The 23,854-nt window shown below is 66.6% G+C and carries 23 protein-coding genes; 11 read left to right on the top strand and 12 right to left on the bottom strand.

Going from position 1 to position 23,854, the window contains the following annotated elements; all coding sequences use genetic code 11:
• Positions 1–67: 67 nt before the first annotated feature.
• Together O7632_RS27100 and O7632_RS27095 are read right to left on the bottom strand one after the other, a co-directional pair.
• The gene (locus O7632_RS27100; protein WP_278118367.1) at positions 68–901 is read right to left on the bottom strand and encodes a hypothetical protein; all 834 of its coding nucleotides are present in this window, start codon (positions 899–901) and stop codon (positions 68–70) included.
• Positions 902–985: 84 nt separating this feature from the next.
• Complete coding sequence (locus O7632_RS27095; protein ID WP_278118366.1) at positions 986–1,843, bottom strand: hypothetical protein; 858 nt, start codon at positions 1,841–1,843, stop codon at positions 986–988.
• A 221-nt stretch (positions 1,844–2,064) separates the two neighbouring features.
• Here O7632_RS27095 and O7632_RS27090 point away from each other — a divergent pair, with 221 nt between their 5' ends.
• From O7632_RS27090 to O7632_RS27070, 5 genes are all read left to right on the top strand, one after another.
• Positions 2,065–5,559 carry a type I restriction-modification enzyme R subunit C-terminal domain-containing protein gene (locus O7632_RS27090; RefSeq protein WP_278118364.1) on the top strand — a complete coding sequence of 1,165 codons (3,495 nt, stop codon included), beginning with the start codon at positions 2,065–2,067 and terminating at the stop codon, positions 5,557–5,559.
• Positions 5,556–7,025 (top strand): restriction endonuclease subunit S, encoded by a 1,470-nt coding sequence (locus tag O7632_RS27085; protein ID WP_278118362.1) that lies wholly within the window; start codon positions 5,556–5,558, stop codon positions 7,023–7,025. Before O7632_RS27090 ends, O7632_RS27085 begins: the two co-directional genes overlap by 4 nt.
• Positions 7,022–8,530, top strand: a complete 1,509-nt coding sequence (locus tag O7632_RS27080) for a class I SAM-dependent DNA methyltransferase (protein ID WP_278118359.1) — start codon at positions 7,022–7,024, stop codon at positions 8,528–8,530. Before O7632_RS27085 ends, O7632_RS27080 begins: the two co-directional genes overlap by 4 nt.
• A 185-nt stretch (positions 8,531–8,715) precedes the next feature.
• Positions 8,716–9,645, top strand: coding sequence for an AAA family ATPase (locus tag O7632_RS27075; RefSeq protein WP_278118358.1), 930 nt, complete (start codon positions 8,716–8,718; stop codon positions 9,643–9,645).
• Positions 9,645–10,046: a hypothetical protein gene (locus tag O7632_RS27070; protein ID WP_278118357.1), complete on the top strand. Its 402-nt coding sequence runs from the start codon at positions 9,645–9,647 to the stop codon at positions 10,044–10,046. Before O7632_RS27075 ends, O7632_RS27070 begins: the two co-directional genes overlap by 1 nt.
• A 50-nt stretch (positions 10,047–10,096) precedes the next feature.
• On the opposite strand, the gene O7632_RS27065 is transcribed toward O7632_RS27070, so the two are convergent.
• Positions 10,097–10,807, bottom strand: coding sequence for an SDR family NAD(P)-dependent oxidoreductase (locus tag O7632_RS27065; protein WP_278118355.1), 711 nt, complete (start codon positions 10,805–10,807; stop codon positions 10,097–10,099).
• 4 nt (positions 10,808–10,811) lie between these two features.
• Entirely contained in the window at positions 10,812–11,990 is a 1,179-nt protein-coding gene (locus O7632_RS27060) for a transcriptional regulator (protein ID WP_278118354.1), read from the bottom strand.
• A gap of 635 nt (positions 11,991–12,625) precedes the next feature.
• On the opposite strand from O7632_RS27060, the gene O7632_RS27055 reads away from it, so the two are divergent.
• Entirely contained in the window at positions 12,626–12,991 is a 366-nt protein-coding gene (locus O7632_RS27055) for a hypothetical protein (RefSeq protein ID WP_278118352.1), read from the top strand.
• Entirely contained in the window at positions 12,976–13,608 is a 633-nt protein-coding gene (locus O7632_RS27050; protein WP_347403605.1) for a GNAT family N-acetyltransferase, read from the top strand. The genes O7632_RS27055 and O7632_RS27050 overlap by 16 nt, the downstream gene beginning before the upstream one ends.
• Positions 13,609–13,650: 42 nt before the next feature.
• Here the strand turns inward: O7632_RS27050 and O7632_RS27045 are convergent, their stop codons facing one another.
• Complete coding sequence (locus O7632_RS27045; RefSeq protein WP_278118350.1) at positions 13,651–13,956, bottom strand: helix-turn-helix domain-containing protein; 306 nt, start codon at positions 13,954–13,956, stop codon at positions 13,651–13,653.
• A gap of 92 nt (positions 13,957–14,048) precedes the next feature.
• On the opposite strand from O7632_RS27045, the gene O7632_RS27040 reads away from it, so the two are divergent.
• Positions 14,049–15,137, top strand: a complete 1,089-nt coding sequence (locus O7632_RS27040; protein ID WP_278118348.1) for an asparaginase — start codon at positions 14,049–14,051, stop codon at positions 15,135–15,137.
• A 169-nt stretch (positions 15,138–15,306) separates the two neighbouring features.
• Positions 15,307–15,951 carry a VOC family protein gene (locus O7632_RS27035; RefSeq protein WP_278118346.1) on the top strand — a complete coding sequence of 215 codons (645 nt, stop codon included), beginning with the start codon at positions 15,307–15,309 and terminating at the stop codon, positions 15,949–15,951.
• Between the two features lie 167 nt (positions 15,952–16,118).
• Here O7632_RS27035 and O7632_RS27030 read toward each other — a convergent pair whose 3' ends face one another.
• The 4 genes from O7632_RS27030 to O7632_RS27015 form a co-directional block, all read right to left on the bottom strand.
• On the bottom strand, positions 16,119–16,403 hold the full coding sequence (locus O7632_RS27030) for a type II toxin-antitoxin system RelE/ParE family toxin (protein WP_278118344.1): 285 nt from the start codon (positions 16,401–16,403) through the stop codon (positions 16,119–16,121).
• Complete coding sequence (locus tag O7632_RS27025; protein WP_278118343.1) at positions 16,400–16,681, bottom strand: type II toxin-antitoxin system prevent-host-death family antitoxin; 282 nt, start codon at positions 16,679–16,681, stop codon at positions 16,400–16,402. Before O7632_RS27025 ends, O7632_RS27030 begins: the two co-directional genes overlap by 4 nt.
• Positions 16,682–16,809: 128 nt before the next feature.
• The gene (locus O7632_RS27020; protein ID WP_278118341.1) at positions 16,810–17,226 is read right to left on the bottom strand and encodes a type II toxin-antitoxin system VapC family toxin; all 417 of its coding nucleotides are present in this window, start codon (positions 17,224–17,226) and stop codon (positions 16,810–16,812) included.
• Positions 17,227–17,229: 3 nt separating this feature from the next.
• Entirely contained in the window at positions 17,230–17,481 is a 252-nt protein-coding gene (locus tag O7632_RS27015) for a type II toxin-antitoxin system Phd/YefM family antitoxin (protein WP_278118340.1), read from the bottom strand.
• Between the two features lie 168 nt (positions 17,482–17,649).
• On the opposite strand from O7632_RS27015, the gene O7632_RS27010 reads away from it, so the two are divergent.
• The gene (locus O7632_RS27010) at positions 17,650–18,192 is read left to right on the top strand and encodes a class IV adenylate cyclase (protein WP_278118338.1); all 543 of its coding nucleotides are present in this window, start codon (positions 17,650–17,652) and stop codon (positions 18,190–18,192) included.
• Here O7632_RS27010 and O7632_RS27005 read toward each other — a convergent pair.
• Together O7632_RS27005 and O7632_RS27000 are read right to left on the bottom strand one after the other, a co-directional pair.
• Positions 18,184–18,588 (bottom strand): Imm1 family immunity protein, encoded by a 405-nt coding sequence (locus O7632_RS27005; protein WP_278118336.1) that lies wholly within the window; start codon positions 18,586–18,588, stop codon positions 18,184–18,186. The two genes, O7632_RS27010 and O7632_RS27005, sit on opposite strands and share 9 nt — an antisense overlap.
• Positions 18,589–18,820: 232 nt before the next feature.
• On the bottom strand, positions 18,821–22,363 hold the full coding sequence (locus O7632_RS27000) for an AAA domain-containing protein (protein WP_278118334.1): 3,543 nt from the start codon (positions 22,361–22,363) through the stop codon (positions 18,821–18,823).
• A 353-nt stretch (positions 22,364–22,716) separates the two neighbouring features.
• Here O7632_RS27000 and O7632_RS26995 point away from each other — a divergent pair, with 353 nt between their 5' ends.
• Positions 22,717–22,947 (top strand): hypothetical protein, encoded by a 231-nt coding sequence (locus tag O7632_RS26995; RefSeq protein ID WP_278118332.1) that lies wholly within the window; start codon positions 22,717–22,719, stop codon positions 22,945–22,947.
• Here the strand turns inward: O7632_RS26995 and O7632_RS26990 are convergent.
• Entirely contained in the window at positions 22,920–23,666 is a 747-nt protein-coding gene (locus O7632_RS26990) for a polysaccharide lyase family 7 protein (protein WP_278118331.1), read from the bottom strand. The two genes, O7632_RS26995 and O7632_RS26990, sit on opposite strands and share 28 nt — an antisense overlap.
• Positions 23,667–23,854 lie beyond the last annotated feature (188 nt).

The following is a 23,854-nucleotide window of genomic DNA, read 5'->3' as shown; positions in this document are numbered from 1 at the left end:
GCCCGGTGCCGCCACGCCGCCGGGCACCCCCCACACCGTCAGATGTCAGCCACGCCGGCGACCGGTCTCAGATCGCCGATCGGGCCGTCTCGGCCGCGTCCAGCAGGTCCCCGACGGTACGCGTACCGCTGGTCGTGGGTTGTGGCTGGCCGCGCTCGGACCGGAAGCGGCGTAGCAGCTCGGCCCGGACCAGGTGCCCGTCGACGCCGAGCAGCCGGATCACGGCGTCGGCGGTGTCCCCGTCCGGCAACCGCGTCACCCAGTCGCGGACCTCGTCCGGGTCGGGCCCGGCCGCATCGACGCTGGCGCTGTGCTCGGCGGCGACATCGAGCAGCAGCGGGTCGAGGCGGAGGAAGTCGGCCAGGTTCCGCAGGTCGGCGGTGAGGTCGGCCAACCCGGCCGGTACGGGTGGCTCGGTGGCGTCGTCGCCGAACTCGCCGGACTGGATGGCGGCCAGCCAGGCCAGGTAGAGGGCGCGGTGGTCGCCGGCGGCGAGCTGCTGGCGTACGCCGACGATCGAAGCGAGCCAGCCGTCGCCGTCGAGGGTCTTCTCCTCGTCGGGGTCGTCGCTGCCGAAGGTGAGCACGACGTGCTCGCCGGCCTGGTAGGCATCGGCCGGGTCGGCCCAGCAGTACCGTTGCGCGGTGGCCAGGTCCAGCAGCCGGGCGGGCAGCCGCAGGGCCAGCTGGCGGCTGCCGGAGCTGGTCAGCTGGAGGAATCCGTCGAAGTAGGCCTCGACCATGGCGGTGACGTCACCGGCGAAGGTGTCTCCGTGGCAGCTGTCGGTGAAGCTCGTCGGGGTGATCCGGGCGGTGTCGGAGAGCTTCCGTAGCTCGGCCAGCTGCTCGTGGCCCAGAGGTCGGTCGACGGCCAGGAACTCGTAGAACTGGTACTCGCTCACCCGGCCATCATTCACCGGGCCCCCGACAGCCCGGGCGCGGGGTGGCGCCGGATCGCCACCCGTGAGGTGCGGGTCTCGCGCTGGTCAACGCCGCAGCGACTCGGCGACGTCGAGTAGTTCGCCGATGGTGCGGGGCTTGCCGTCCGCCGCGTCGTCCGCCGCCGTCCCGCTTCCGGCCGCCGTCGCGATGTCGGCCCGGAACCGCTGCCGCAGCTCGGCGGTGACGGCCAGCCCGTCGCCCCGCAGCAGGCCGATCAGCGCGGTGTCCTTGTCAGCGGCGGGCAGCCGGGCGATCCAGTCGGCCAGCCGGATTGGGTCAGCGCCGGCACCGGCGGCGTCCGGGGCGCGTTGTGCCGCGGCGGCGATCAGGTCGGGGTCGATCCGCAGGAACTCGGCGAACTCGTGCAGCGCGCCGGTCAGGTCGCCGAGCCCGGACGGTACCGGCGGTTCGGTCGCCTCGTCGCCGAACTCGCCGTCCTGGATGAGGAACAGCCAGGCCAGGTAGAGGGCGCGGTGATCACCGGCGGCGAGTTGGTCGCGGACGCCGACGATGCTGGCGAGCCAGCCGTCGCCGTCGCGGTCGAAGTCTTCGACGCCGTCGGGGTCCTCACTGAAGAAGTTCAGGATGAGGTTGTCGCCGGACTGGTACGCCTCGGCCGGCTCGGCCCAGCAGTACTGCCGCGCGGTGTCCAGGTCGAGCAGCCGCAGCGGTAGCCGCAGCACCAGTTGCCGGGTGCCCCAGTTGGCGATGTAGAGGTGCGCGTCGAAGTACTCCTCGACCATGGCGAGCGGATCACCGCGAAAGCTGCCGAAGTGGTACACGTTGCTGAAGCTGGTACGGGTGATCTCCGCGCGGGTGGACAGCGTACGGAGCTCAGCCATCTGCTGCTGGTCGAGTGGCCGGTCGATGGCCCGGAAGTCGTAGTACTGGTACTCGCTCACCCAGCCATCATTCACCGGACCGCTGTCGGCTCCCGCCCGGGGTCAGTGCCGGTTCCGGCCGCTGTGTCAGCGCTCAGACCGGTCCGTCAGACAGGTGTAGCGCACGGCTGGCGGAGTCGGCCCGATCGGTATCGAACAGATGCTTTCCGGCCGATGTCGTCTCGATCCACACGCGGATATGCTCTGGCGTTCTACATCGGTTAGGTACCCTGTGGAGAGTTGTGGATCATCAGCGGATTCGTCGACTGGCCAACCAGTCCGCCAACTTCGGGTTCCTTGTGGAGCACCCGTTGCTGGTCTGGTACGGCGTTGGTGCCGAATCGCTGATCTATGTGGACGCCCAGTCGTCGATGTTCAAGGCGCGGGCGTTCGGCGACACCCTCGCCCGTGAGCTGGTGAATCGCACCGGCACCAAGGCCGGCAGTGACAGGTTCGTCGACCAGGTGCAGGCACTCAACGCCAACGGCGTACTCACGCCGAAGATCAACGAGGCGTTCCACCGGCTGCGCACGGTCGGCAACCAGGCCGTCCACGACCACCTCGACCAGGTACGCACCGCGCTGGAGCTGCTACGCGACTGCTTCGAGCTGGGTGTGTGGTTCCACCGGGCGTTGACCGACGACCGCCGCCCGATCGGGTTCGTGCCGCCCAGCCCATCACCGCAGCAGGTGCCGCAGCAGATCGTCGACGGCCTGCGGGCCGAGCTGGACCGCTACCGCCGCGAGCTGGCTGAGGCGAAACTGCTGCTCGACGGGCAGCCGTCGGTGGCGGCGGCGCAGGCGGCGGCGGAAGCCGAGGCTGACCGGGCGGTCACCGAGTCGGCGGCCCGCCGTACCGTCGCCGCCGAACTGGTCGCCGACCTGGCGCCGCAGATGACGGCGGCCAGCGCCGAGTTCGCCGCCCGCAAGCCGGCGAAGGTGTCGGCGGCGAAACGCGAGGACTTCATCAGCCGCGCCCGGCGCGCCTCGGCCGAGCCGCTCAACGAGGTGCAGACCCGGGTCGAGATCGACCGGCAACTCACCGCCGCCGGCTGGCAGGTCCAGGACGAGGGGCAGCTCAATCTGTACGCCGGGATGGGCGTCGCCGTCCGGGAGGTGACCCTGGCCACCGGCCGCGCCGACTACCTGCTCTACGTACAGCAGAAACTGGTCGGGGTGGTCGAGGCCAAGCGGGAAGGCACCGCGCCGCGTGGGGTGGAGGCGCAGCTGGACCGTTACCTGCGCGGGCTGACCCGCGAGCAGCGGATGCGGGCTTGGCGGCGGGACGCGCCGCTGCCGTTCGGCTACGTCGCCACCGGCACCGAGACGGCGTTCGTCAACGGGCTGGACCCGCAGCCGCGTACCCGGGAGGTTTTCGCTTTTCACCGGCCGGAGACCCTGGCCCGCTGGATGCGCGAGGCCGACGACGACCCGGCGGCCCCGACGCTGCGGGCCCGGCTGCGGCAACTGCCGCCACTCGCGGAGGAGGGGCTGCGGCAGGCCCAGATCGACGCGGTACGTGGCCTCGAAGGTGCGCTGGCCGCAGACAAGCCCCGGTCGCTGATCCAGATGGCGACCGGCGCGGGTAAGACGTTCATGGCGGTGACCAGCAGTTACCGGCTGCTGCACTACGCCAAGGCGACCCGAGTGTTGTTCCTGGTCGACCGCAACAACCTGGGCCGGCAGACGCTGCGCGAGTACGCCGGCTATGCCACGCCGGGGGACGGGCGCAAGTTCACCGAGCTGTTCAACGTGGACCGGCTGGCCGGGGCGGGCATGCTCGACTCGTCGGCGGTGGTGATCTCCACGATCCAGCGGCTGTACGGCGCGCTGTGCGGACGGGACCTGCCGGACGTCGACGTCGACGACCAGGCGTACGACAGCTATGAGCTGGACGATCCGGCGCAGGTCGCCTACAACCCGGAGATCCCGCCGGAAGCTTTTGATCTGATCATCGTGGACGAGTGTCACCGGTCGATCTACGGCAAGTGGCGGGCGGTGCTGGAGTACTTCGACGCGTTCATGGTCGGGCTGACCGCCACGCCGGTGAAGCAGACCCTGGGCTTCTTTCGGCAAAATCTGGTCTCGGAGTACACCTACGAGCAGGCCGTCGCCGACGGGGTCAACGTCGACTTCGACGTCTACCGGATCCGCACCAAGATCACCGAGTCGGGCGACGTCATCGAGGCCAAGACGGTGGTGCCGCTGCGCGACCGGCGCACCCGTGCCGAGCGCTACCAGGAGTTGGAGGAGGACTTCAGCTACTCCGGTTCCGATGTCGGCCGGTCGGTGATCTCGCGCGGGCAGCTCCGGGAGGTGCTGACGGCGTTCAAGGAGCGGCTGTTCACCGAGATCTTCCCCGGCCGCACGACCGTACCCAAGACGTTGATCTTCGCTCGGGACGACAACCACGCCGAAGAGATCGTCACCATGGTCCGTGACATCTTCGAGCGCGGCAACGACTTCGCCACCAAGATCACCTACGCGTCGAAGCGCACCGGCGACAACCCCGACGAGCTGATCCAGGCGCTGCGCAACAGCCCGGAGCTGCGGATCGCCGTCACCGTCGACATGATCGCCACCGGCACCGACGTCCGGCCGCTGGAATGCCTGCTGTTCCTGCGCCCGGTGCGCACGGCGACCTACTTCGAGCAGATGAAAGGCCGGGGTGCCCGCACCATCGACCCCGCATCGTTCCAGGCTGTCACCCCGGACGCCCAGGTCAAGGACCGGTTCGTCATCGTCGACGCGGTCGGCGTCACCGAACAGGAGTTGGACGAGGCGGTGCCGCTGCACCGGCGCACCGAAGCGCAGATCTCGCTGGAGGAGCTGCTCGGTAAGGCCGGCACCCTCACCGCCGACCAGGATGAGGTGGCGACCCTGGCCGCCCGGCTGGCCCGACTCGACCGGCAACTCACCCCGGAGGAACGCGCCGAGCTGACCGACCTCGCCGACGGCCAACCCCTCGCCGCGATCGCCCGCCGGCTTACCGACGCCGTCGCCCCCGAATCGCTGATCCCCGCCCACGAGGCCGGCCCCGACGCGGTACGGGATCTGCTCGCCGAAGCCCTCCGGCCGCTGGCCGCCGCACCGCAGCTGCGGCAGCGCATCTTGGAGATCCGCCGCGCCCACGACATCACCATCGACGAGGTCAACCCGGACACGCTGCTATCCGCCGCCGGCGTGCCGGCCGCCGAACGGGCACAGAAGGTCGTCCGCAGCTGGCATGCCTACCTGGAGGAACACCGCGACGAGATCACCGCGCTGCAGGTCTTCTTCGACGGCAAAGGCCGGGTCGACTTCGACCAGCTCAAAGAGCTGGCCGCGCGGATCTCCCGACCGCCGCAGGCGTGGACCCCGGACCGGCTCTGGGAGGCGTACGTGCTGCTCGGCCGCACCGCCGAAGCACCCGGCGACCGAGGTGTCACCGACCTGATCACCCTGGTCCGCTACGAGCTGGGCCTCGATCAGGAGCTGCGCCCGTACCGGTCGGTCGTCGAAGAACGCTTCCAAGGTTGGCTGCTGCGCCAGAAGCAGGCCGGCACCGCCTTCACCCCCGAGCAAGTCTGGTGGCTGGAAAGGATCAAGAACGTGATAGCGGCAAGCGTTGCCGTCACCCCCGACGACCTGGACGGCGCCCCGTTCACCGAACGCGGCGGCATCGACGGCTACCTCCGAGCCTTCGGCGCCCAGGCCGAGCCCCTCATCACCGAACTCAACCAGGAACTCACCGCATGAGCGACATCCCCCCAGGCTGGGAGTTGGCACCTCTCTCGGAACTCGTTGCCATCAACCAACGGCGCTTCGATGCCGAGCCAGACGACGATGAGCAGATCTCATTCGTTCCGATGGCGTCGGTCGAGGCTGAGTCTGGGCAGTTGGATGCTTCGCAGACGGCACCCTACGGAGAGTTGAAGCAGCGATCCCTGACGCGATTTCAGGATGGCGACGTCCTATTCGCCAAAGTGACACCATGCATGGAGAACGGCAAGATCGCGGTCGCCCGTGGTCTGTCGTCCGGTCGGGGGATGGGGAGCACCGAGCTGTTCTCGCTGCGATCTCACGGCGCGATCGACCCTGACTACCTTGCCTACTACCTGCTGCAGGACTCGGTCCGGCGGGACGCTGCACGTGCGATGACCGGTGCCGTAGGGCTCAGGCGAGTTCCGCGCGGCTACCTGGAAGATCTCGCGATCCCGGTCCCGCCGCTCGTCGAGCAGCGCAGCATCGTCGCCGCCCTCGACGGGCACCTGGCAGCGCTAGGCATCGTGGGTGATCATGTGAAGTCTGCGGCGAGCCGAGCGGCCGTCCTTGTGGGTTCTGCCTGTCGCCACGCAGTGCGTGGGAGCTTGGTCTCGAACGGGCATGCCGAATCGTCAACCGGACTGGAGCTTGTGAATTCGCTTGCCGACTCAAATGGCGAATCTATCGGGGATTGGGAAGTCCCGGAAACCTGGGCATGGTCGACGATCGGAGATCTGTTTGAGGTCAACGTGGGATCGACGCCGAGTCGCTCGGACAAAGACTTGTGGGGAGGTGGAATTCCCTGGGTATCGAGCGGCGAGGTTGCGTTTTGTCGGATTAGGAAGACCAGGGAGACGATCGGGGGCTCAGGTTCTGCTCGGGTGCCGAAGATTCATCCTCCTGGTACGGTGCTGCTGGCGATGATCGGTGAGGGAAAGACTCGCGGTCAAGCGGCCGTTCTCGACATCCATGCAGCTCACAACCAGAATTGTGCGTCGATTCGCGTGTCTGACACTCCGATCGTTCCGGAGTATGTCTACTATTTTTTGTTGGCCCGCTACTCAGAGAGTAGGCGGAGCTCTGCTGGCGGAAATCAGCCTGCGCTCAATCGAGCCAAGGTTCGAGACATTAGAATCCCGGTACCTCCCTTGGGTATCCAGAGAGTCATTGTTGCCGAGATCGACCGTATTGCTGCTGGGGCCGAGCATGTCAGGGCCGAGCTATCGACCTTGAAGGTGCGTCTGAAGGCCTTGAGGTCATCGCTGTTGGCGGAGGCGTTTGCGGGGCAGTTGGTGGAGCAGGATCCGGCGGATGAGCCGGCGTCGGAGTTGCTGGCGCGCATCCGAGCGCAACGGGTGGTGGTGCCGAAGCAGCGGGGTCGGCGTACGGCCAAGGAGCTGGCAGCGCCCGCGACCAGGGCGATTGGGACCGATTTTCAGCAGGGAGAGTTGCCGCTGTGAGCAACGTGGATTCGCGCCGGCTGGTGCAGAAGCTGTGGAACTACTGCGACGTGCTGCGCGACGACGGGGTTTCCACGATCGACTACGTGGAGCAGCTGACGTACCTGCTGTTTCTGAAGATGGCCGACGAGCGGGCGCGCCGGCCGCTCAAGCCGGAGCAGATTGTGCCGGCGGACCTGAGCTGGCAGACGCTGCTCGACAGCGACGGTGTCCGGCTGGAAGTGCAGTACCGCAACATCCTGAGCGGGCTCGGGCAGGAGTCCGGCACGCTCGGCACGATCTTCCGCAAGGCGCAGAACAAGATCCAGGACCCGGCGAAGCTCAAGAAGCTTATCGTCGACCTGATCGACAAGGAGCAGTGGTCGCAGGCCGGCGTCGACGTCAAGGGCGACGCCTACGAGGAGTTGCTGGCCAAGGGGGCGGAGGACGCCAAGTCGGGTGCTGGGCAGTACTTCACGCCGCGTGCGCTGATCGAGGCGATCGTCGACTGCGTGCAGCCGACCCCGGGCGACACGATCGCCGACCCGGCGTGCGGCACCGGAGGGTTCCTGCTGTCGGCGTACGACCATATTCAGCGGCACCACGGCGACAGCCTGACCCGCGACCAGGCCCGGCACCTCGCCAACGGCGGGATCACCGGCACCGAGCTGGTCGACGGCACCGCGCGGCTCGCGGCAATGAACATGCTGCTGCACGGCATCGGTACGCCGAGCGGCCCGTCGCTGATCGACGTCCGCGACTCGCTGGGGCGGGAGCCGGACGGCAAGGTCAGCCTGGTGCTGGCCAACCCGCCGTTCGGGCGTAGCTCGTCGATCCGCATGATCGGTGAGGACGGGCGGGCCAGCCGCGAGGAGCGGGAGATCGAGCGCGCCGACTTCTGGGCGACGACGTCGAACAAGCAGCTCAACTTCGTGCAGCACATCGCGTCGATGCTGGAGATCGACGGGCGGGCCGCGGTGGTGCTGCCCGACAACGTGCTCTTCGAAGGCGGGGCAGGGGAGACGATCCGGCGGCGGCTGCTCAAGCAGTACGACCTGCACACTATGCTGCGGCTGCCGACCGGCATCTTCTACGCCGGCGGGGTCAAGGCCAACGTGCTGTTCTTCGAGCGCAAGCGCGCCCGCGAGGAGCCGTGGACCAGCAAGCTCTGGGTGTACGACTTCCGCACCAACCAGCACTTCACGCTCAAGCAGAACCCGCTGCGCCGGCAGCATCTGCAGGAGTTCGTCGACTGCTACCTGCCGGGCAAGGACCGGGGCGAGCGGGTGGAGAGCGAGCGGTTCCGGGCGTACGACTACGACGAGCTGCTGAGCCGGGACAAGGTCAACCTGGACATCACCTGGCTCAAGGACGCCTCACTGGAGGACGCCGACGCTCTCCTGCCGCCCGAGGTCATCGCCCAGGAGATCGTCGAAGACCTGCAAGCCGCCCTACGCGAGTTCGCCGCCATCGCCGAAGCCCTGACCGTTAGGCCCGGCAAGAGTGACACATCGGGAGTTAATTGAAAGTAGGCAGTGTCTATGTCTCATTGCAACAATGAGGGTTATTCAGGCGTGTACATCGCCGCAGGTCAAGCTTATGCTCGACGTTAGCCTGAATAACCCTCAATTTCTATTCGAGTCGGAGTTGACTCGACAGCTTGTTTTCTCTCAGCTATCTCTTCGACTATTCGATTTACATGGAGGGCTAAGTGGCAAGTATCGTTTCCGTGATTAACTATAAGGGCGGTGTCGGTAAGACGACACTAACCGCAAACCTGGGTGCTGAGCTAGCTTGGCGCGGTAAGCGTGTACTGCTAATTGACCTTGATCCACAGGCGAGTCTGACATTCTCGCTATTTGCGCCCGAAGTTTGGGCGCAGCATCTAGCTGATGAGAGAACGATCAAGCGGTGGTTTGATTCTCTCAACGCAGAAGCCTCGCCGCTTACCCTGGATGGGCTAATCGTGGTGCCCAACCGTGTGCAGTCGGCTGGTGTCGAGTCTAATGATGGTTGTCTTCACTTGATCCCATCTCACCTCGGTCTTATTAATGTTGATCTCGAGCTTGCGGCTGAACTGGGCGGCGCGACCTTGAAACAGTCAAAGCTCAAGTATCTTCGGACGCATCGGCGACTTGCCGAAGGGTTGAGTGCCAAGGGAGTCCAACGGTACGATATTGTTTTAATCGACTGTCCGCCAAACTTCAATATCGTCACCAAGAATGCTATCATCGCGAGCGACGGCATCCTCATACCTGCGAAGGCTGACTATCTATCGACCTTGGGAATCGACTACTTGCGCCGCGGGCTTAACGAACTTGTTGGCGATTATAACGAGTATGTGAAGCTGGAGTCTGGGGAGAAGGGTGAAACAATCGCACCTTCGATTATAGGTGTTGTCTTTACGATGATTCAAATATATGGGGGTCGTCCAATATCTGCTCTGCGTCCTTATATAAATCAGACGAAGGCGCTTGGCGTGCCAGTCTTTGATGCGTTCATGCGTGAAAATAAATCATTTTTCACGGATGCGCCGAGGAGCGGAATTCCGGTGGTGCTCCGGTCCGATGAAGGTTTTGATCATATCGTCGAAGAGCTTGAGCTGCTGGTCGACGAGTTTGAGATAAAGGCAGGTATCTAGTGACCGACATGCCGCGTAGTGCAGAGGGTGCAGCCAAGCTGTTGGCGGAAGTCGTTGAGCTCGTGCGCAGCCTCTCGGTTGACGATGTCGAGCGTTTGCTGAAAGGTGAAGCTAAGCTGGCTGTTGTCTCGCGATCAGTTAAGCCGAGTAGCAACCGAAATTTCGCTTCATCTATCGATATCGATGGCATTCGTAGTACTTTGGTGGCAATGGACTCTCGAGACGATGGTCTCTTGTATCTGCGGCAGCTGAAGTTGTCGCGAAATGCGCTTCAGGCGCTAAGCGAGGCCATGGATTTGCCGGTGCGGAAATCGGATAAGATAGAGGATTTGATGGGTAACCTAATTGAAGCCACAATTGGATTTCGGTTGCGATCAAATGCGATCCGCGAGCCTGGTTAGTTGTCCTGGAGTTGATTATCAATGCACGATTTGATGACCCCGTGTCCCTGCTACCACGGGAGTGGTTCGCGGTTGTAGAAGAGCTGGCCGGTTGGTCCGTCGTTGTCGACTGTGGCGAGCCAAGTGATGGTGGCGGCTGCTTCGTCGGGGGTGTGGTTGGCTTTGCCGTAGGCGAGGCGGGTGTCGACCTTCCCCGGCGAGGCGGCGTTCACGAGGATGTTGTGCTCGTGTAGCTCTGCCGCGAGGATCTGGGTGAGCGCGTTGACGCCCGCTTTGGAGACGCGGTAGGAGACGCTGCCGGTGCTCATCTCGGCTGAGGTGCCCATGTGGCTGGTGACGTTGACGATCCGGCCGTACTCGTTTCGCTTCATCTCCGGGATGGCGGCCGTGCAACAGCGCCAAGTGCCCATAAGGTTGGCGTCGAGGGTCGCGGCTACCTTCTCCATGTCGGCCGCGCTGGCCGCTTGTCCTCGGTCGATGGCGATGGCAGCGTTGTTGACCAGGACGTCGATCCGGCCGTACTGGTAGCCGACGTCGGCCATGGCGCGGGCGACGCTGGCCGGGTCGGTGATGTCGAGTTGGTGACCCGAGGCCGACAGGCCGAGTCCGGTTAGTTCGGCCGCTGTCCGTTCTGCGGCTTCCTCGCTCCTGGCGGTCACCACGACCCGGAGGTCGGCCTGCGCGAGCTGCTGGGCGATTGCTCGGCCGAGCCCTCGATTGGCTCCGGTGACCACGGCTACCCGCTGGACGTCCGATGTCATGGTGTTATGCGACCAGACTCCGTACGCGCTCGTCCAACTCGCGAGTGGCAGGGGTGTCGTACTTGGCGAGGCGGCTGTGGATGCCCATCAGCCGGTGGTGGTTCCGTAGCGAGCGGGTCTTCACGACCTCGGGTGCTGCGCGGTGCACGTACGCGCAGGCCTGTTCGACATCGCCGAGGCTGGCCGTGACATCCGCTCGCCAGATCAGGTAGGTGGCACGGTCCCGGCTGCGGGTCGTGGGTTGCAGGTCCAAGGCTTGGGCGAGCCAGCGGTCGGCGTGCTGGTGCTGGCCGAGCATCAGGTAGCAGGCTGCGACCTGAGCGCAGTATTCGGCCTGGTCGAAGTAGCCGGCCCAGGCAGGGCTGGGCTCGTCATCTGCTCGGGCCATGTGCGTTTCGGCGCTGGTGAGACAGCGCTCAGCCGCGACAGCATCGTTGAGGGCGGCGTGGGCGCGGGCCTGGCGCGTGGCGAACATCGCCAGCACCCGGGCGGGAGCATCCCCGGCACCGTCGACAGCTGCCGTCGCCAGCGCGAGTGCTTCGTCTGCCCGGTCGCTGTCGACTCGCTGCAGGCTCATGCACTTGAGGATGTTCGCGCCGGCGGTCCGATCGTCGGCGAGGTGCGCGGTGTGGAGTGCGGCAACCCAGTAGCGCTCGGCTGCGGCCTGGTGACCAGCGTCGAAGCTGGCCCAGCCGGCGATCCGACCGAGTTCAGTCGCCACCGCGAACATCCGCCGGCCGATGGTCTCGGAGTAGGAGCTGTTGTTCAACAGGTCGGTGACAAGTTGCAGCTCGGCGTCCACGACGTCACGGACGCTCCCACCGCCGAGGAACGCGTCGATCTGCCGGAGAGTGGGGAGTCGCTGCTCGAAGCAGTCGACGAGCGAGCTGTCGAGCGGCCCGCCGTCCAGGGCCGATCGCAAAGGTGGCGGATCCAGCGTGAGCCACTGCTGTGCGAGTGTCGCTGCTGCGCCTACGCCGAGGATCATGAACCCGCGACGATCCATCACTGCTGCTCCCGCCGTCTCTCTCAACAGCGCCAATCCGCCGTCGATCGTCCAAGGGGTCTCCGTGTCGATGCGCTGACCGGCCGGCAGCCAGTGCGGCCAGCCCAGGTCACGGACTGCCTGACGAGGTACGCCAAGCTCGTCGGCGAGCGCGCACTGCGTTGCGAGGTCGGGCACGACGCCCCAACGCTCCCAGCGCCACGCCTTCTCACGTCGGGCGGCAGTGTTGAGCCGCCGGGCGATCTTGTCGACCAGATCCTGCTGACTCCAATTTCGATCTTGCCGAACGTATGCCAGCGGGTGCACAAGGATCCGAGACTCGCTCGGGGAAGGATCGCCTCTCACGGGTCCCCCTATCGTCTCGGATCAACCTACCCGAGAGCGCGTCGATCGAGGTGTACCAAAAGGACTATTCATGTTCAGTCGGGTGTGGAGACAACACCAAGACAACAGGTGACGGGTGGATTGGCGCGCAGCCCGGACGCTTTGCTGAGTGGGCGTCGAATCGCCCTGCCAAAAGGTGATCATGAAACGAGGGCGCAGACGCACCATCTTCACGACCTGACGGAAGGGCGTCCGATGCCTGAGCTTGTCCTCTGCTTACTTGTGGGAGTCGTCATTGGCTTCGCGGCGGGTTTCCTTCTCAACGTTGCACGCCGCCGCTGGTGTCCGGGGTGTGGGGCGACGTTGCGGTGTCCGGAGTGCGCGCCTCGGCATTCGATGCGGTTCAGTCCGACCGGCCGGCCCGGTGTCGCGGGCAGATCCGGCCCGTCGGCCGCCGGTGACGGCGTCTACCGGGGCGGGTCGGCCCGGTGAGGGAGCTGTTGCGGGAGCTGGCCGCGTCCGGTGGCGGGGTGCTGGTCGTACGCCATGACGGGCAGCCTCGGACCGACCCGGTCGGCTGCTCGGCGTACCGCGATGTGACCGGCGCGGAGCCGGCGGCCGACGGCGGCGGCGGTGGTGGTCATGTGGCCGTGCGGCCGTCCTGGTCGTGCGCCGGCTGCGGCGGGTTGTGGCCGTGTCCGGTGGCGAGGTCGGAGTTGGCGGCCGTGTTGGGGCCGGCCGGGTTGGCGACGTACGCGGTGGAGCGGATGACCGAAGCGGCGTTCGACCTGCCCGACGTGACGGCGGCGGAGCTGTTCGACCGGTTCCTGGTGTGGACGTGGCGGCCATGCTGACCGTACGGGCGGCGACCGCCGCCGACGTCGAACCCCTGGCCGAGTTGTTGGCGCAGTCGTGCGTGCTGGACCCGGTGGTGGCCTGGTCGATGCGGGACTACGCGATCCGCTATCTGACGATGCACCAGTTCTTCACCGCCGAGCTGGAGTTCGCGGTACGGCACGGGATCGTCGACGTCGTCGGCGACCGGGACGGGGTGGCGATCTGGTGTCCGCACCCGGCCGACCGGCTCCTCGGCGCGGAACACCTGCGGCGCAGGTTGCGGGCGTGTGGTGACCGGCACGGCCCGTACACGCATTACGCCTCCACGGCGGCGCAGCTGGAGCCGGTCGGCCGGCATCATCATCTGGCGTTCCTGGCGGCGGCACCCTGGTTTCGGGGTCGGGGGATCGGGGCGGCGCTGCTCGCCGCCCACCACATCCGGCTCGATCGGATCAGCATGCCGGCGGTGGTCGAGGCGAGCAGCCCACGGTTCCAGGCGTTCTACACCCGCCACGGCTACCACCTCGTACGCAAGGCCAACCTGCCGGCCGGCGGGCCGCCGCTGTGGTCGATGCGCCGAGGCGGCCCACCACCCGACCAACCACCCACGGCCGCAGCACTCCGCGTCGGCTGAACCGGACGCTGGCCTGCAGCCACGTTGCCGCAGGCCAGCGGGTCACGAAGCGAGCGGGAACTCCGCACGAGTGCTGGTGCCGGTGATCTTGATGTCCAGCTCGCCTTCCAGTGCTCCGGCCAGGCGATGCAGCAGCGGGAGTGTCGGCGTGACCGCGCCACCTTCGAGCCGCGAGATCACGGTCTGCGTGGTGCCAGCCCGAGCGGCGAGCTCGGCCTGGCTCAGGCCGAGAGCCACCCGACGGTCGTAAACGGCCTGACCAAGGGCGATGCGGGCACCGGCCTCGACGTACTCAGGGCTTGCCCGGTGCTCGTCCGGAACAGTCCACCTGGTGTGGTATCCCTTCATGGCCTCATCCTCCCGATCGTAGGAATGCGTCGCTGGCTGACGCTGCTCCCGACACCACCACGAACAACTCCCGCCCGTACGGAAGGAACCCGGTGTCCTCAACTCCGGCAACGCCCACGCCACGGGTGGTGGTGTTCGGCCTCGGCGGCACCATCGCCATGACCAGCGGCACCGGCGGCGGCGCGGTCAGCCCCACCCTGACCGCCCGGCAACTCGTCGACGCCGTACCCGGACTCGCCGACGCCCCAATCGCGGTCGACGTCGTCGACTTCCGCCGCCGCCCCGGCGCGAGCCTCACCATCGCCGACCTCACCGACCTGCACACCGCCGCGACGCACGCCCTGGCCGACGGTGCGACCGGTGTCGTCGTCACCCAGGGCACCGACACCATCGAGGAAACCGCCTACCTGCTCGACCTGCTCCACCACCGCCCCGAACCGATCGTCGTCACCGGCGCGATGCGTAACCCCACCCTCGCCGGAGCCGACGGCCCCGCGAACATCCTCGCCGCCATCCACACCGCCGCCTCCCCGGCGGCGCGGGACCAGGGCTGCCTCGTCGCCTTCGCCGACGAGATCCACGCCGCACGATGGGTGACCAAGACCCACTCCACCAGCGGTGCCACCTTCCGCTCCCTGGACACCGGACCTCTCGGCTACGTCCTCGAAGGCACCGTACGAATGCTGAACCGGGTGCCCCACCGGCTGACCGTCCCCACCCCACGCCGGGCAGACACCGCGACCGTCGCCCTGTACACCGTCACCCTCGACGACGACCCCACGATCCTCGACGCCATCGGACGGCACTGCGACGGACTCGTCGTCGCCGGATTCGGCGTCGGCCACGTCCCGGAACCCCTCCTCGACACCCTCACCGCCCTCGCCGGACGAATCCCCGTCGTCCTCGCCTCCCGCACCCCCGCCGGACCCACCCTCACCCACACCTACGGCTTCCCTGGCTCGGAGCAGGACCTCATCGGTCGCGGTCTCATCCCTGTCGGCTGGCTCCACCCCTACAAGGCCCGCATCCTGCTTCGTGCCCTCCTCGCCGCCGACGCGAGCCCGCACGACATCGTGGCCGCGGTCGCCGCAGCCGGTGGAATCATCGAACTCACCGCCTGGCCTTGGACCACCACCGCCACCAGCGACGGCCGGCCGGGAACGAGCCCGACGGATGGGTAGAGCGGCGGCCAGACTTGGTCGAAGTGGTTGACGGGCGCCTCGATGGGCTATCGTGCCCGTGCCGGAGGGTGGAAGCTGCAGTACTACCGATTCCGCGCGACCGCTCGATGTACGGCAACCGAGGCGCTGCGGCTGATCGACGCCCGGTACGGCTGCCTGGAGTGAAGAGATGAAGCTGGGTCATGTCATCTACAAGGTGAACGACCTCGATCGGGCGGTCGAGGAGTACACCGCAAAGGGCTTCACGGTCGAGTACGGCAAGGCGAAGAACCCCTACAACGCGCTGATCTACTTCGCCGAGGGACCCTACTTCGAGCTGCTCGGGTCTACCGGCATGCCTGGGTTCGCCAAGCGGCTGTTGAGGCTCTTCGGAAAGCACGCCTTCGTCGACCGGCTGGATGCCTGGGACCGGGCAGAGGAAGGCTTCATCGGACTGGGCCTCGAGAATGACCGGCTGGAAGTCGACCAGGAACAGAAGATCCTCGATGAGGCGAAGGTGACCTACCTCAAGGGCAGGTCGGGCAGAACTGACCCGAAGGGTCGAAAGATCCGGTTCCGTGGCATCTTTCCGGACGACATGCAGCTCCTGGTGTTGGGCAGCGCCTTCAACGTGAACGTGCGCCCCTCCGGGGGATACGTGCACCCCAACGGCGTCAAGGCAATCAAGAGCGTCGCCTTCGGCACCCGGGAGGAGCTCATCCCCGTCATTCGCAGGCTATGTGACGACGAGGGGCTGACCCTGTTCATGGGGCAAGGCGTCAAGGACGTCGAGTTCGAGTACGCGGACACGACGGCCGACCCCGAAAAGAAATGACCCGCGAGTCACCTTGCTGAACCTCTGACAGCGTCATCAGCACGAGCAACGCCTGAACGAGCGGCTCCGCCAACGCAATGACCGACAAATCCTGAAATCCGTGCGCTAGCGCCGGTACCTGCCTCGACGGACTGGGCTGCCGTTGCCTCGCTGCCGATGCCGTCGGGCTACAACAGGTCGTAGACGTCGCTGCGATGGCCGAGGTGCACTACGAGAACGATGAGCTTGCCGTCGTCGATCTGGTAGACCATTCGAAAGTCACCGACGCGGATTCGCAGGAGCCCAGGGTGTCCTGTCAGGGTTTTGACCCCGTGTGGTCGTGGATCGATGCTGAGGGCGGCGATGGCCGCGACAAGTCGGGACTGGACGGGTCGGTCCAGCTTGCGTAGCAGCTTGACGGCTTTCGTATCGAGCTGGATCTCGTACGGCGGCTGCCGAGTCGGTCCGGTCACAACCCGAGCTCGGCGCGAAGCTCTGACAGCGAGACGGGCTTCTCGCCCGCGTCGATGCGGGCCAGCGCCTCGCGGGCGGCCGCGACGTCGGCGGCGTCCTCGGCACGCTCGATCGCCTCGGCCAGGTCGGCAGGGACGATCGCGGCGAGTCGTTGACCCCGTCGAGTGACGTAGGTGATCCGGCCGCTGTAGTGGGCGCGGGACACGATGTCGGCGAGCTTATCCCGGGCGGCCGAGATGCTCAGCTCCTGCTCGGGTCTGATCGGTTCTGCGGTCACGTACGGATCGTACGCCTTGTACAAGTCGTACGACATCGTTCGCCAACACTGCATCGAGGTGAGGCAGGCACGGCACCCCGAGCGGGCCGTCGCTGGTCTAACGTCGGCGTGTGAGGGGGTCTCGCCTGTCAGTGATGATCGAAGGGGTTGATGGTGCTGACCCCGGTCCGAGAGATGTCGGCGATGTTGCGGGTGACCAGGGTGAGGCGGTGGACCTTCGCGGTCGCCGCGATCAGTCCGTCGACGACCGGTGGTGGCGCAGGCGGGATGTTCATCCGGCCCCACTCGATCGCTATCTCGGTCGTCACGGGCAGCACCCGATCTCGGAAGCTCGCGATCAGACCGGTCAGCCAGCGCTGAAGTGACTCAGCGCGCTGCGGGTCACGCGGGCGGAGCCGCTCGATTCCCTGCCGGATCTCACCTACCACGAGCACACTCAGGTAGGCCTCGGCGGCCGAATGTGTCTTGTTCCACGCGATGACGTTCTGGTTCGGGTTTGACTTACGCAGTTCCGACACCACGTTGGTGTCCAGCAGAAATGCCAACGGTCAGCCAGCCAGGTCGATGTCGCGGGGGAGATCCTGCTGGCGTTCGATCTCGAAGTCGTCGTCCATGTCGGGATTGCTACGAAGGTACTCCATGAAGCTGGTCTGTTCGCCGCGGAGACGGCGGTACTCCGAGATGTCGATGACCACGGCCACCTCCTCGCCGTGCTTCGTCACGATCTGCGGCTCACCCCGCTCGGCTGCGCGAAGCACCTCGCTGAACCTCTGCTTCGCCTCTTGGACCTGCCAGTGCATCTCAGCTGTACCTCCGTCTAGTCTGACTAGACTATACCTGCTGTCGGAGGCTTGTACCGCTTTTTCTCCTGCGTCGACGCGGGTAGCCGCTGGCGTGCCGCGTTGGCGACTCGGTGACGCTTGTGCGACGCTGCGCAGTCAGTGTGGCGACGGGCAGGTGGAGGCGCGGTGCGCGAGGTCGAGGTCAAGTACCGCGTCCAGGACCGGGAAGCGTTGCTCGTCGCGCTCACCGCGCGCGGCATCGAGCCGGGTCCGCCGGTCGTGCAGGACGACCAGGCGTACGCGCCGCAAAGCTGGTCGTACGGTGACAGCAAGCTCGGCGTCCCCTTCGTACGGTTGCGGACCGTCGGCGGCCGACACACCTTCACCCTCAAGCGTCCCGCCGACAACGCGCTGGCCTGTGACGAGTACGAGACGATCGTGGCCGAACGCGAACAGATGCACGCCGCCATCCTGGCGATGGGCTTCCGCCCGACCGTACGGATCGCCAAAGTACGCCGTACCGCCGATTTGCCCGACGGTGTGCTGTGCGTCGACGACGTCGCCGGCCTCGGCACCTTCCTTGAGTTGGAACGCATCGTCGGTGACGGCGTGTCCGGCGTGGCGGTGCAGGCCGAGCTGGCGGCGTTCGTCGCCGCACTCGGTGTCGCGGCGTCCCGCACCGACGAGACGTACGACTCGCTGGTCCGCGCGGCCCTCGCCTCAGCCTGATCGCGGTGCCGATGACCAGGTGAGGCAGGTCGGTCGTTGGCCGGTCGACACGTATTCGACAACGGCCTGTCGGGCGGTGTCGACGCCGACCCGGGCCAGCCAGGCGGGCACGTCGATGGTCCCGCTGTCGGGTGACTCCAGCACGGCGATCGGCACGGTCGGATCGAGCTGTACGCCGTAGGAGCCGTCTGACCAGCGTAGGGCGGCTCGTCCGACGTCGATGTCCACGTCGATTCGTAGCTCCGGCGGCGCGTCGGCCGGTCCGAACCAGATCGTCTGGCCGCACCCGCCGTGGGACATGATGGATGACGCCTGCTCGTCGAACCACTCACCGGCGTCATCCGGGCCGGCCAGCAGCTCCCGATGTCCGTGATAGTCGGTCATGACGAACGTCATTTGATTATCCTCTCGCCTGTGCCCACGTAAGTCCGGCTTCGCCACGTTTTTCCCTGGTGTCGCGTCGCGTAGATCGTGAGCTCGGAGCCGGCGGGAAGGATGGCCGGCAAGATCCTGTCGCACGACCAATCCTGATCCTGGTCCCATTGGTTGCTCCCGCATACCGTGACGCCGAGCAGCCGCGTATCGATGTGGAACTCGGCCGGACGACCGCCTGACCTGCCGGGCGGCGCTACGGTTCGATAGGGGACTGGTGTGGCAGCTTCGCCGCGAGGACATCGAAGTAGCGCATCGTCGACCACACCTTTCGGTCCCCGATGACGTACAACCTGCGTTTGGCGCGGCTGACCGCGACGTTGAGCAGGTTCGGCTTGTTCGATGCCCACCGGAGCGCGCCGAGGCGGTCGGGCGCACCGCCCAGGACGAACACCACGACATCGGCCTGCTTGCCCTGGGCGGTGTGTACGGTGCCGGCGACCAGGTCGGGATAGCGCCTGGTACGCCGCCTGATCTCCCGGGCGACGTCACGGAACGGGCCGATCACCATCACCTCCGACATGTCGAAGCCCAAATCGGCGAGCGTTCCGAGGACGCGGTCGAGTTGTCGGCCCTGGTCGGGAATCCAGTGGCCCTGCGCCGCGGAGCCCGGGACGTCGATCCACTTCGACGGGGGCAGCGTCGGGTAGTCGGCGCGAAAGCTCTCCCGGGCCGCCGTACCGGTGCCGTCGATCATCAGCCCGTCGTAGGCGACCTGGTTGACGATGTCGAACATCGGTTGGTCGCAGCGTCGGTGCACGGTCAACGGCACACCGACCCAGGTCGGGTCGCTGTCGTCGGCGTCCGTCAGCCAGGTGCCCAGCGGCGTGAGCCGGTCAGCGAGACGCTGCACCGAGGTACGGCTGGGCGACCACTGCTCGTCGACGTCCGCATCGTCCCGGATCGCCTGTTCGGTGGGGAACGGCAGGGTGGTGATCGGCTCCAGCTGCAGCGGGTCGCCGACGACCACGGCGCGTCTGGTCCGCCAGAGCGCGCCGACGGCGTTCTGCGGCGTCGCCTGGCCGGCTTCGTCGATCAACAGCCACCCGAGTGCCTCCTTGCCGAGGTGACCGAACAGCCGGGCGTACGAGGCGAAGGTGGTGGACACCACTGGTACGACGAAGAACAGGCTCTGCCAGGCCGCCAACGCCGCGTCGGCGGGCACGTCGTCGGGGGCGTCCCCGCTGACCAGGTCCATCGCGGCCTGCAGGTTGCGTCGCAGCGGGGCGGCGCTGTGCCGAAGAAACGCCTTGTGCAGCGCCAACGCGGCGAGAAACAGCTCGCTGCGGGCCGTGTTCCAGTCCTTGTCGGTCCAGGGCGCCACCATTTCCCGGCGCGGACGATCGGTGTGCCAGCCTGCGTCGGGGTAGTGCCGGCCGAGGGCGTCGGCCGCCCGGGCGAGTGTGACGTCCAGCGCGGCCAGCTCGCTGTCGGCTGCCCGTACCGCGTCCTCGGTCTCGCGGAGGACCCGGCTGGCGGCCGAGACCTCGCGGGCGGCCGACTCGACCGACCGCCGGGCGGCGGCCAGCGGCGGGTGGTCGACCTTTGGCTTGGGAATGCCCGCGTCCAGCTTGCGCTTGATCGCGTCCGCTTCGCGCCGTGCGTCGTCCACACCCTGATGTACGGCGTCGATCTCCCGCTGGGCGGCGCTTGACTCCGCGTGCGCGGCGTCGAGTGACGCTTGTGCCCGGTGGACCTCGTTGAGGAGCCAACGGTCGTAGTGTGACCAGCTCCGGTAGGCCTCGCCGAGGGTGCGCAACCACTCCCACAGGCTCGGCCGCGACTGTTGGTGCGCGGCACGGGTCTGCCACCGCCGGCTCAGCTCGGCCTCCCACGACCGGACAGCCCGCTCCGCGGTCGCTTTACGGCCCGCGATCAGGCGTTCGGCGTGGCGTTGACCGTCCGCGATGCTCTGTTCGGCGGCCACGAGGCGCTGGCGGGCGTCCTGTTCGGCTTCGGCCTGGCGGGTCAGTGCGAACCGGTCGGCCTCCGCCGCCCGCGCGCGTTCGTCGTCGACGGCCGCCGTGTGCCGTAGTCGCGCTGCCTCGACCGCGTCCGTCGTCGACTTCACCGCATGACGCAGGTCAGCGAGCTTCTCGCCGAGCTGCGCCCGGCGCTGGACGTTCCGGTAGACCTCGGACCGTTGCCTACGGAGCCGCGCCACACGCGTTTCCGCAGCCCGAAACTGTGCCACCGCCTGCGGCCAGGGGACGTCCGGGCCGGTCTGCTCGTACTCCTTGAGTACCGACAGCAGTCCCGACCAGCGGTGACCGTCGTCGCTCTCACCCGTGCGTTTGTCGGCTGGCCTGTCCGTCGGTTTGTCCGGGGTGTGGTACCAGAACCTGTCGACGAACCGACTGCGGTTGCTCTTGTTGCCCAGCCGCGCCGCGACCAGCGCCCACGCGTGTTCCGTGACCGGTGTGGCCGTGGCGTCCGGGCCTTTGGCGAGCAGCGCCGTGGCGACATCGGGGAAATAGTCCACGGCGGCGGCCTGTTCCCGCCACGACTCGCCGATCGCCCCAGCGGCGGGGATTTCGTCGGTGACGTTCTGTACGGCGCCGTTGTTCGCCGAAGCGACGACCATCTCGAAGCCGGTGAGGGCCGGACGCCACACGTTCACGGTGCGGGTCCGTGTCGCGGTCCGCCAGCGCAGTGTCCGGCCGGTGAACGCCTGGCGCGGGTCGGTCAGCGCCGCCAGCTGGCGGGCGCGTTCCACGACGAGCGCGGCGACGAGGTCGCGCAGCATCGTGGTCTTGCCTGTGCCGGGTGGGCCGTTGACGCCGCGTACACCGCCGTCGGTCATGCTCAGGGCTTCGTTGACCGCGAGTTGCTGATTGAGCGCGAGCGCGTGCTCCGGTTGGCTGGGCCAGCGTCCCGCCGGAACGGTGTCCGGTGCCGTCGCCGTCAACACCGCGTCGGTCCGATCCCGTACGTTCACTCGGTCCCTGGTCGTGATGTCGGCCTCGGGACGCAGGTAGTCCCGCAGCGCGACGCCGATGCTGCCGTTGGCTGTCTCGTCCGCGACCAGATCGAGATCGCTCATGATGAAGCTGTTGAGGAACTCGCTGCCGGCGGCCTGCGCGGCGCTGCGGGCCACGATCTGGCTCTTGATCCTGATCTCGGTGCACGACAGCAACGTGTCGATTCCTGTAACCTCCGCCGCCGTCTCCAGACACGAGGCGAGTAGCTCGTGATCCATCAGATGTGGAATCCACTGCAGGCTCGGCACGCGGTCCTCGAAGAAGTCGTTCGAGCCGATCGTCGCCTTCACCGTCGTACGGAATGTGGATGTCACGTCCTGGAACTCGGACCGCAGGCCGCTGTCGAGGTGTTTGTCCCGTACCACCTTGCCGGTGGCCCAGGCGCAACTCGACAGCACTACCGACTCGGGAAGGGCCGAGCCGTTCTCGTCGACCACGAAGGCGGCGAGGGCGCTCTCTCCTGCCGGCCGCTCGTCATAGCTGTCCTGGTCTGGCTTGAAGACCGTCGCCAGCTCCTCGAACAGGCGATCGAGTCGGTAAATGCCCAGGTAAACGACGTGTTGCCAGGCCTGCATGCGGTGTAGCTTCCGCCGGGCGAGCTGGTGGCTCTTTTCCCACGGTAGCGGCTGCCCAGGGCTGACCGGGAACACCAGTCGATCAGGGTCGGTCTTCTCGACACCCTGCGGACTGAACATTTCCACCGTCCGCCAGAACCGGATGATCTGCGCACGTGTGGTCTGCGTGTTCGGTCCCAACACCACTCCGATCGTCGCTCGGTTCATGCCCAGGTACGAATGATCCTAGCGTTGGTGGTTCCCGGGGCTTCCGTGCGATCCTCAGTGCACTGTCTATATCAAAGTGGTATCAAGCTGGCGAGAGCATTGACGTACAGCGAGTGGCGCGGGCGTACATGACACCGAGTGGCATGGCATGGCATGTCGACGTCGATCGCGGCGGACGGGTGCCGCTACAGCTGGCCACCGGTGTTGCTGGCCCACCAGTCGTACGGTCCGCGACAGATGTTGGGCTGGGCCCACCCGCGGGGCGACGGCCCGTAGGCGACGTCTTCTTCTGCTTGTGCGGCCCGCACTGCACCAAGTAGCCGGCTGCCGTGCTGGCGGTCGCCTGCCCGCACGCGCTCATCGGTACGGCGTTGGTGGCCGGCTACCAGCCGGTCATCGTGTTGCTGGTGGCGGTCTGCACCCTCGGCGCCTATTGGCCGCTGCGTCCCGACCGACCGGAGGTCACCGACGCGCGGCACGTCGATGACTGTCGGGATCCCCGGAACCGGGGACCCCGACAGGTCACCGGTCGTCAGGAGTGCGTGACGAGCAACTTGTAGATGCTCACCTGACCGTAGTTCGAGCTGCTGCACGGGGAGGAGTTCCCGCAATTGGCCTGGGTGTAGGCCCCGGCCTTGAAATAGTTGCCGGACGCGGTGTGCGCGATGGTCGTCTGCAGGACACCGTTGTAGTACACCTTGATCTGGCCGCCACTGACCACGAACTTGCCTTCGAAGACTGTGTGCAGCTTGTAGTTGCTAGTGATCAGCTTGTGATTGGTGGTGTTTCCTTTGGTGACGTACAGGTTGGTGCCTTCCAGGCGGAAGACGGTGACGTCGTCGTCGCCGTCGTGGATCTGGGCTCCGACGACGTGGGACTTGGTGTTCGGGAGCTTGTTGAACGCCAGCCGGAAGGTCATGGTGTGCGTGCCCGAGGTCGCCGACCAAGAGGCGTTCTGGGTGCCGTTGCTGGCCATCTCGCGCAGTTCGGAACGCGCGTAGCTCGAGTTGGGCGTGGTTACTCCGTTGACCGGGGATCGGAACTGAACTCCGGTGCAGGTGGAGTTGACTGTGAACCACGGATTCGCCGAGTAGGTCTTGAGCTGGGGTTGCTTGATCTCGGTCGGCGACCCGGATGAACCGGTCGGCAACGTGACCTTCCAGTTCGTCAGGTTGAGCTGTTGGGCCGGGTAGTCGCACGGGGCGGCGGCGGTGGCGACGCTTCCCGGGGTGAGCAGAGATGCTGCCAGGACAGCCGTGGTCGCCAGCAATGTGGTCACGAGTCGCTGTGTGCGGAGCGTTGTCATGCGGTTGTGGCCTTTCGGGTGATGGTGATGGTGATTGGATGCCGATCGACACGCATGGCGGATGATTCGTCGCGCGCCGATTCATCGCGCCAGGAGTGCACATTCTGTTCACAGTTGTGAACTGTCGAGCACTAGTGCCAGGTGAGAATAGGAGACGCAAT

This window comes from Solwaraspora sp. WMMD406 (assembly GCF_029626025.1).
Taxonomy (GTDB): domain Bacteria; phylum Actinomycetota; class Actinomycetes; order Mycobacteriales; family Micromonosporaceae; genus Micromonospora_E.
The sequence above is the reverse complement of the archived record's forward strand: the minus strand, read 5'-3'. Positions and strand labels throughout refer to the sequence as shown.

What these genes read in the sequence shown, in the direction of transcription:
- O7632_RS27085 (WP_278118362.1), top strand. Translation starts at nt 5,556, where the DNA reads ATGAGCGACATCCCCCCAGGCTGGGAGTTGGCACCTCTCTCGGAACTC.
- O7632_RS27065 (WP_278118355.1), bottom strand. Translation starts at nt 10,807, where the DNA reads ATGACATCGGACGTCCAGCGGGTAGCCGTGGTCACCGGAGCCAATCGA.
- O7632_RS27045 (WP_278118350.1), bottom strand. Translation starts at nt 13,956, where the DNA reads ATGAAGGGATACCACACCAGGTGGACTGTTCCGGACGAGCACCGGGCA.
- O7632_RS27035 (WP_278118346.1), top strand. Translation starts at nt 15,307, where the DNA reads ATGAAGCTGGGTCATGTCATCTACAAGGTGAACGACCTCGATCGGGCG.
- O7632_RS27015 (WP_278118340.1), bottom strand. Translation starts at nt 17,481, where the DNA reads ATGCACTGGCAGGTCCAAGAGGCGAAGCAGAGGTTCAGCGAGGTGCTT.
- O7632_RS27005 (WP_278118336.1), bottom strand. Translation starts at nt 18,588, where the DNA reads ATGACGTTCGTCATGACCGACTATCACGGACATCGGGAGCTGCTGGCC.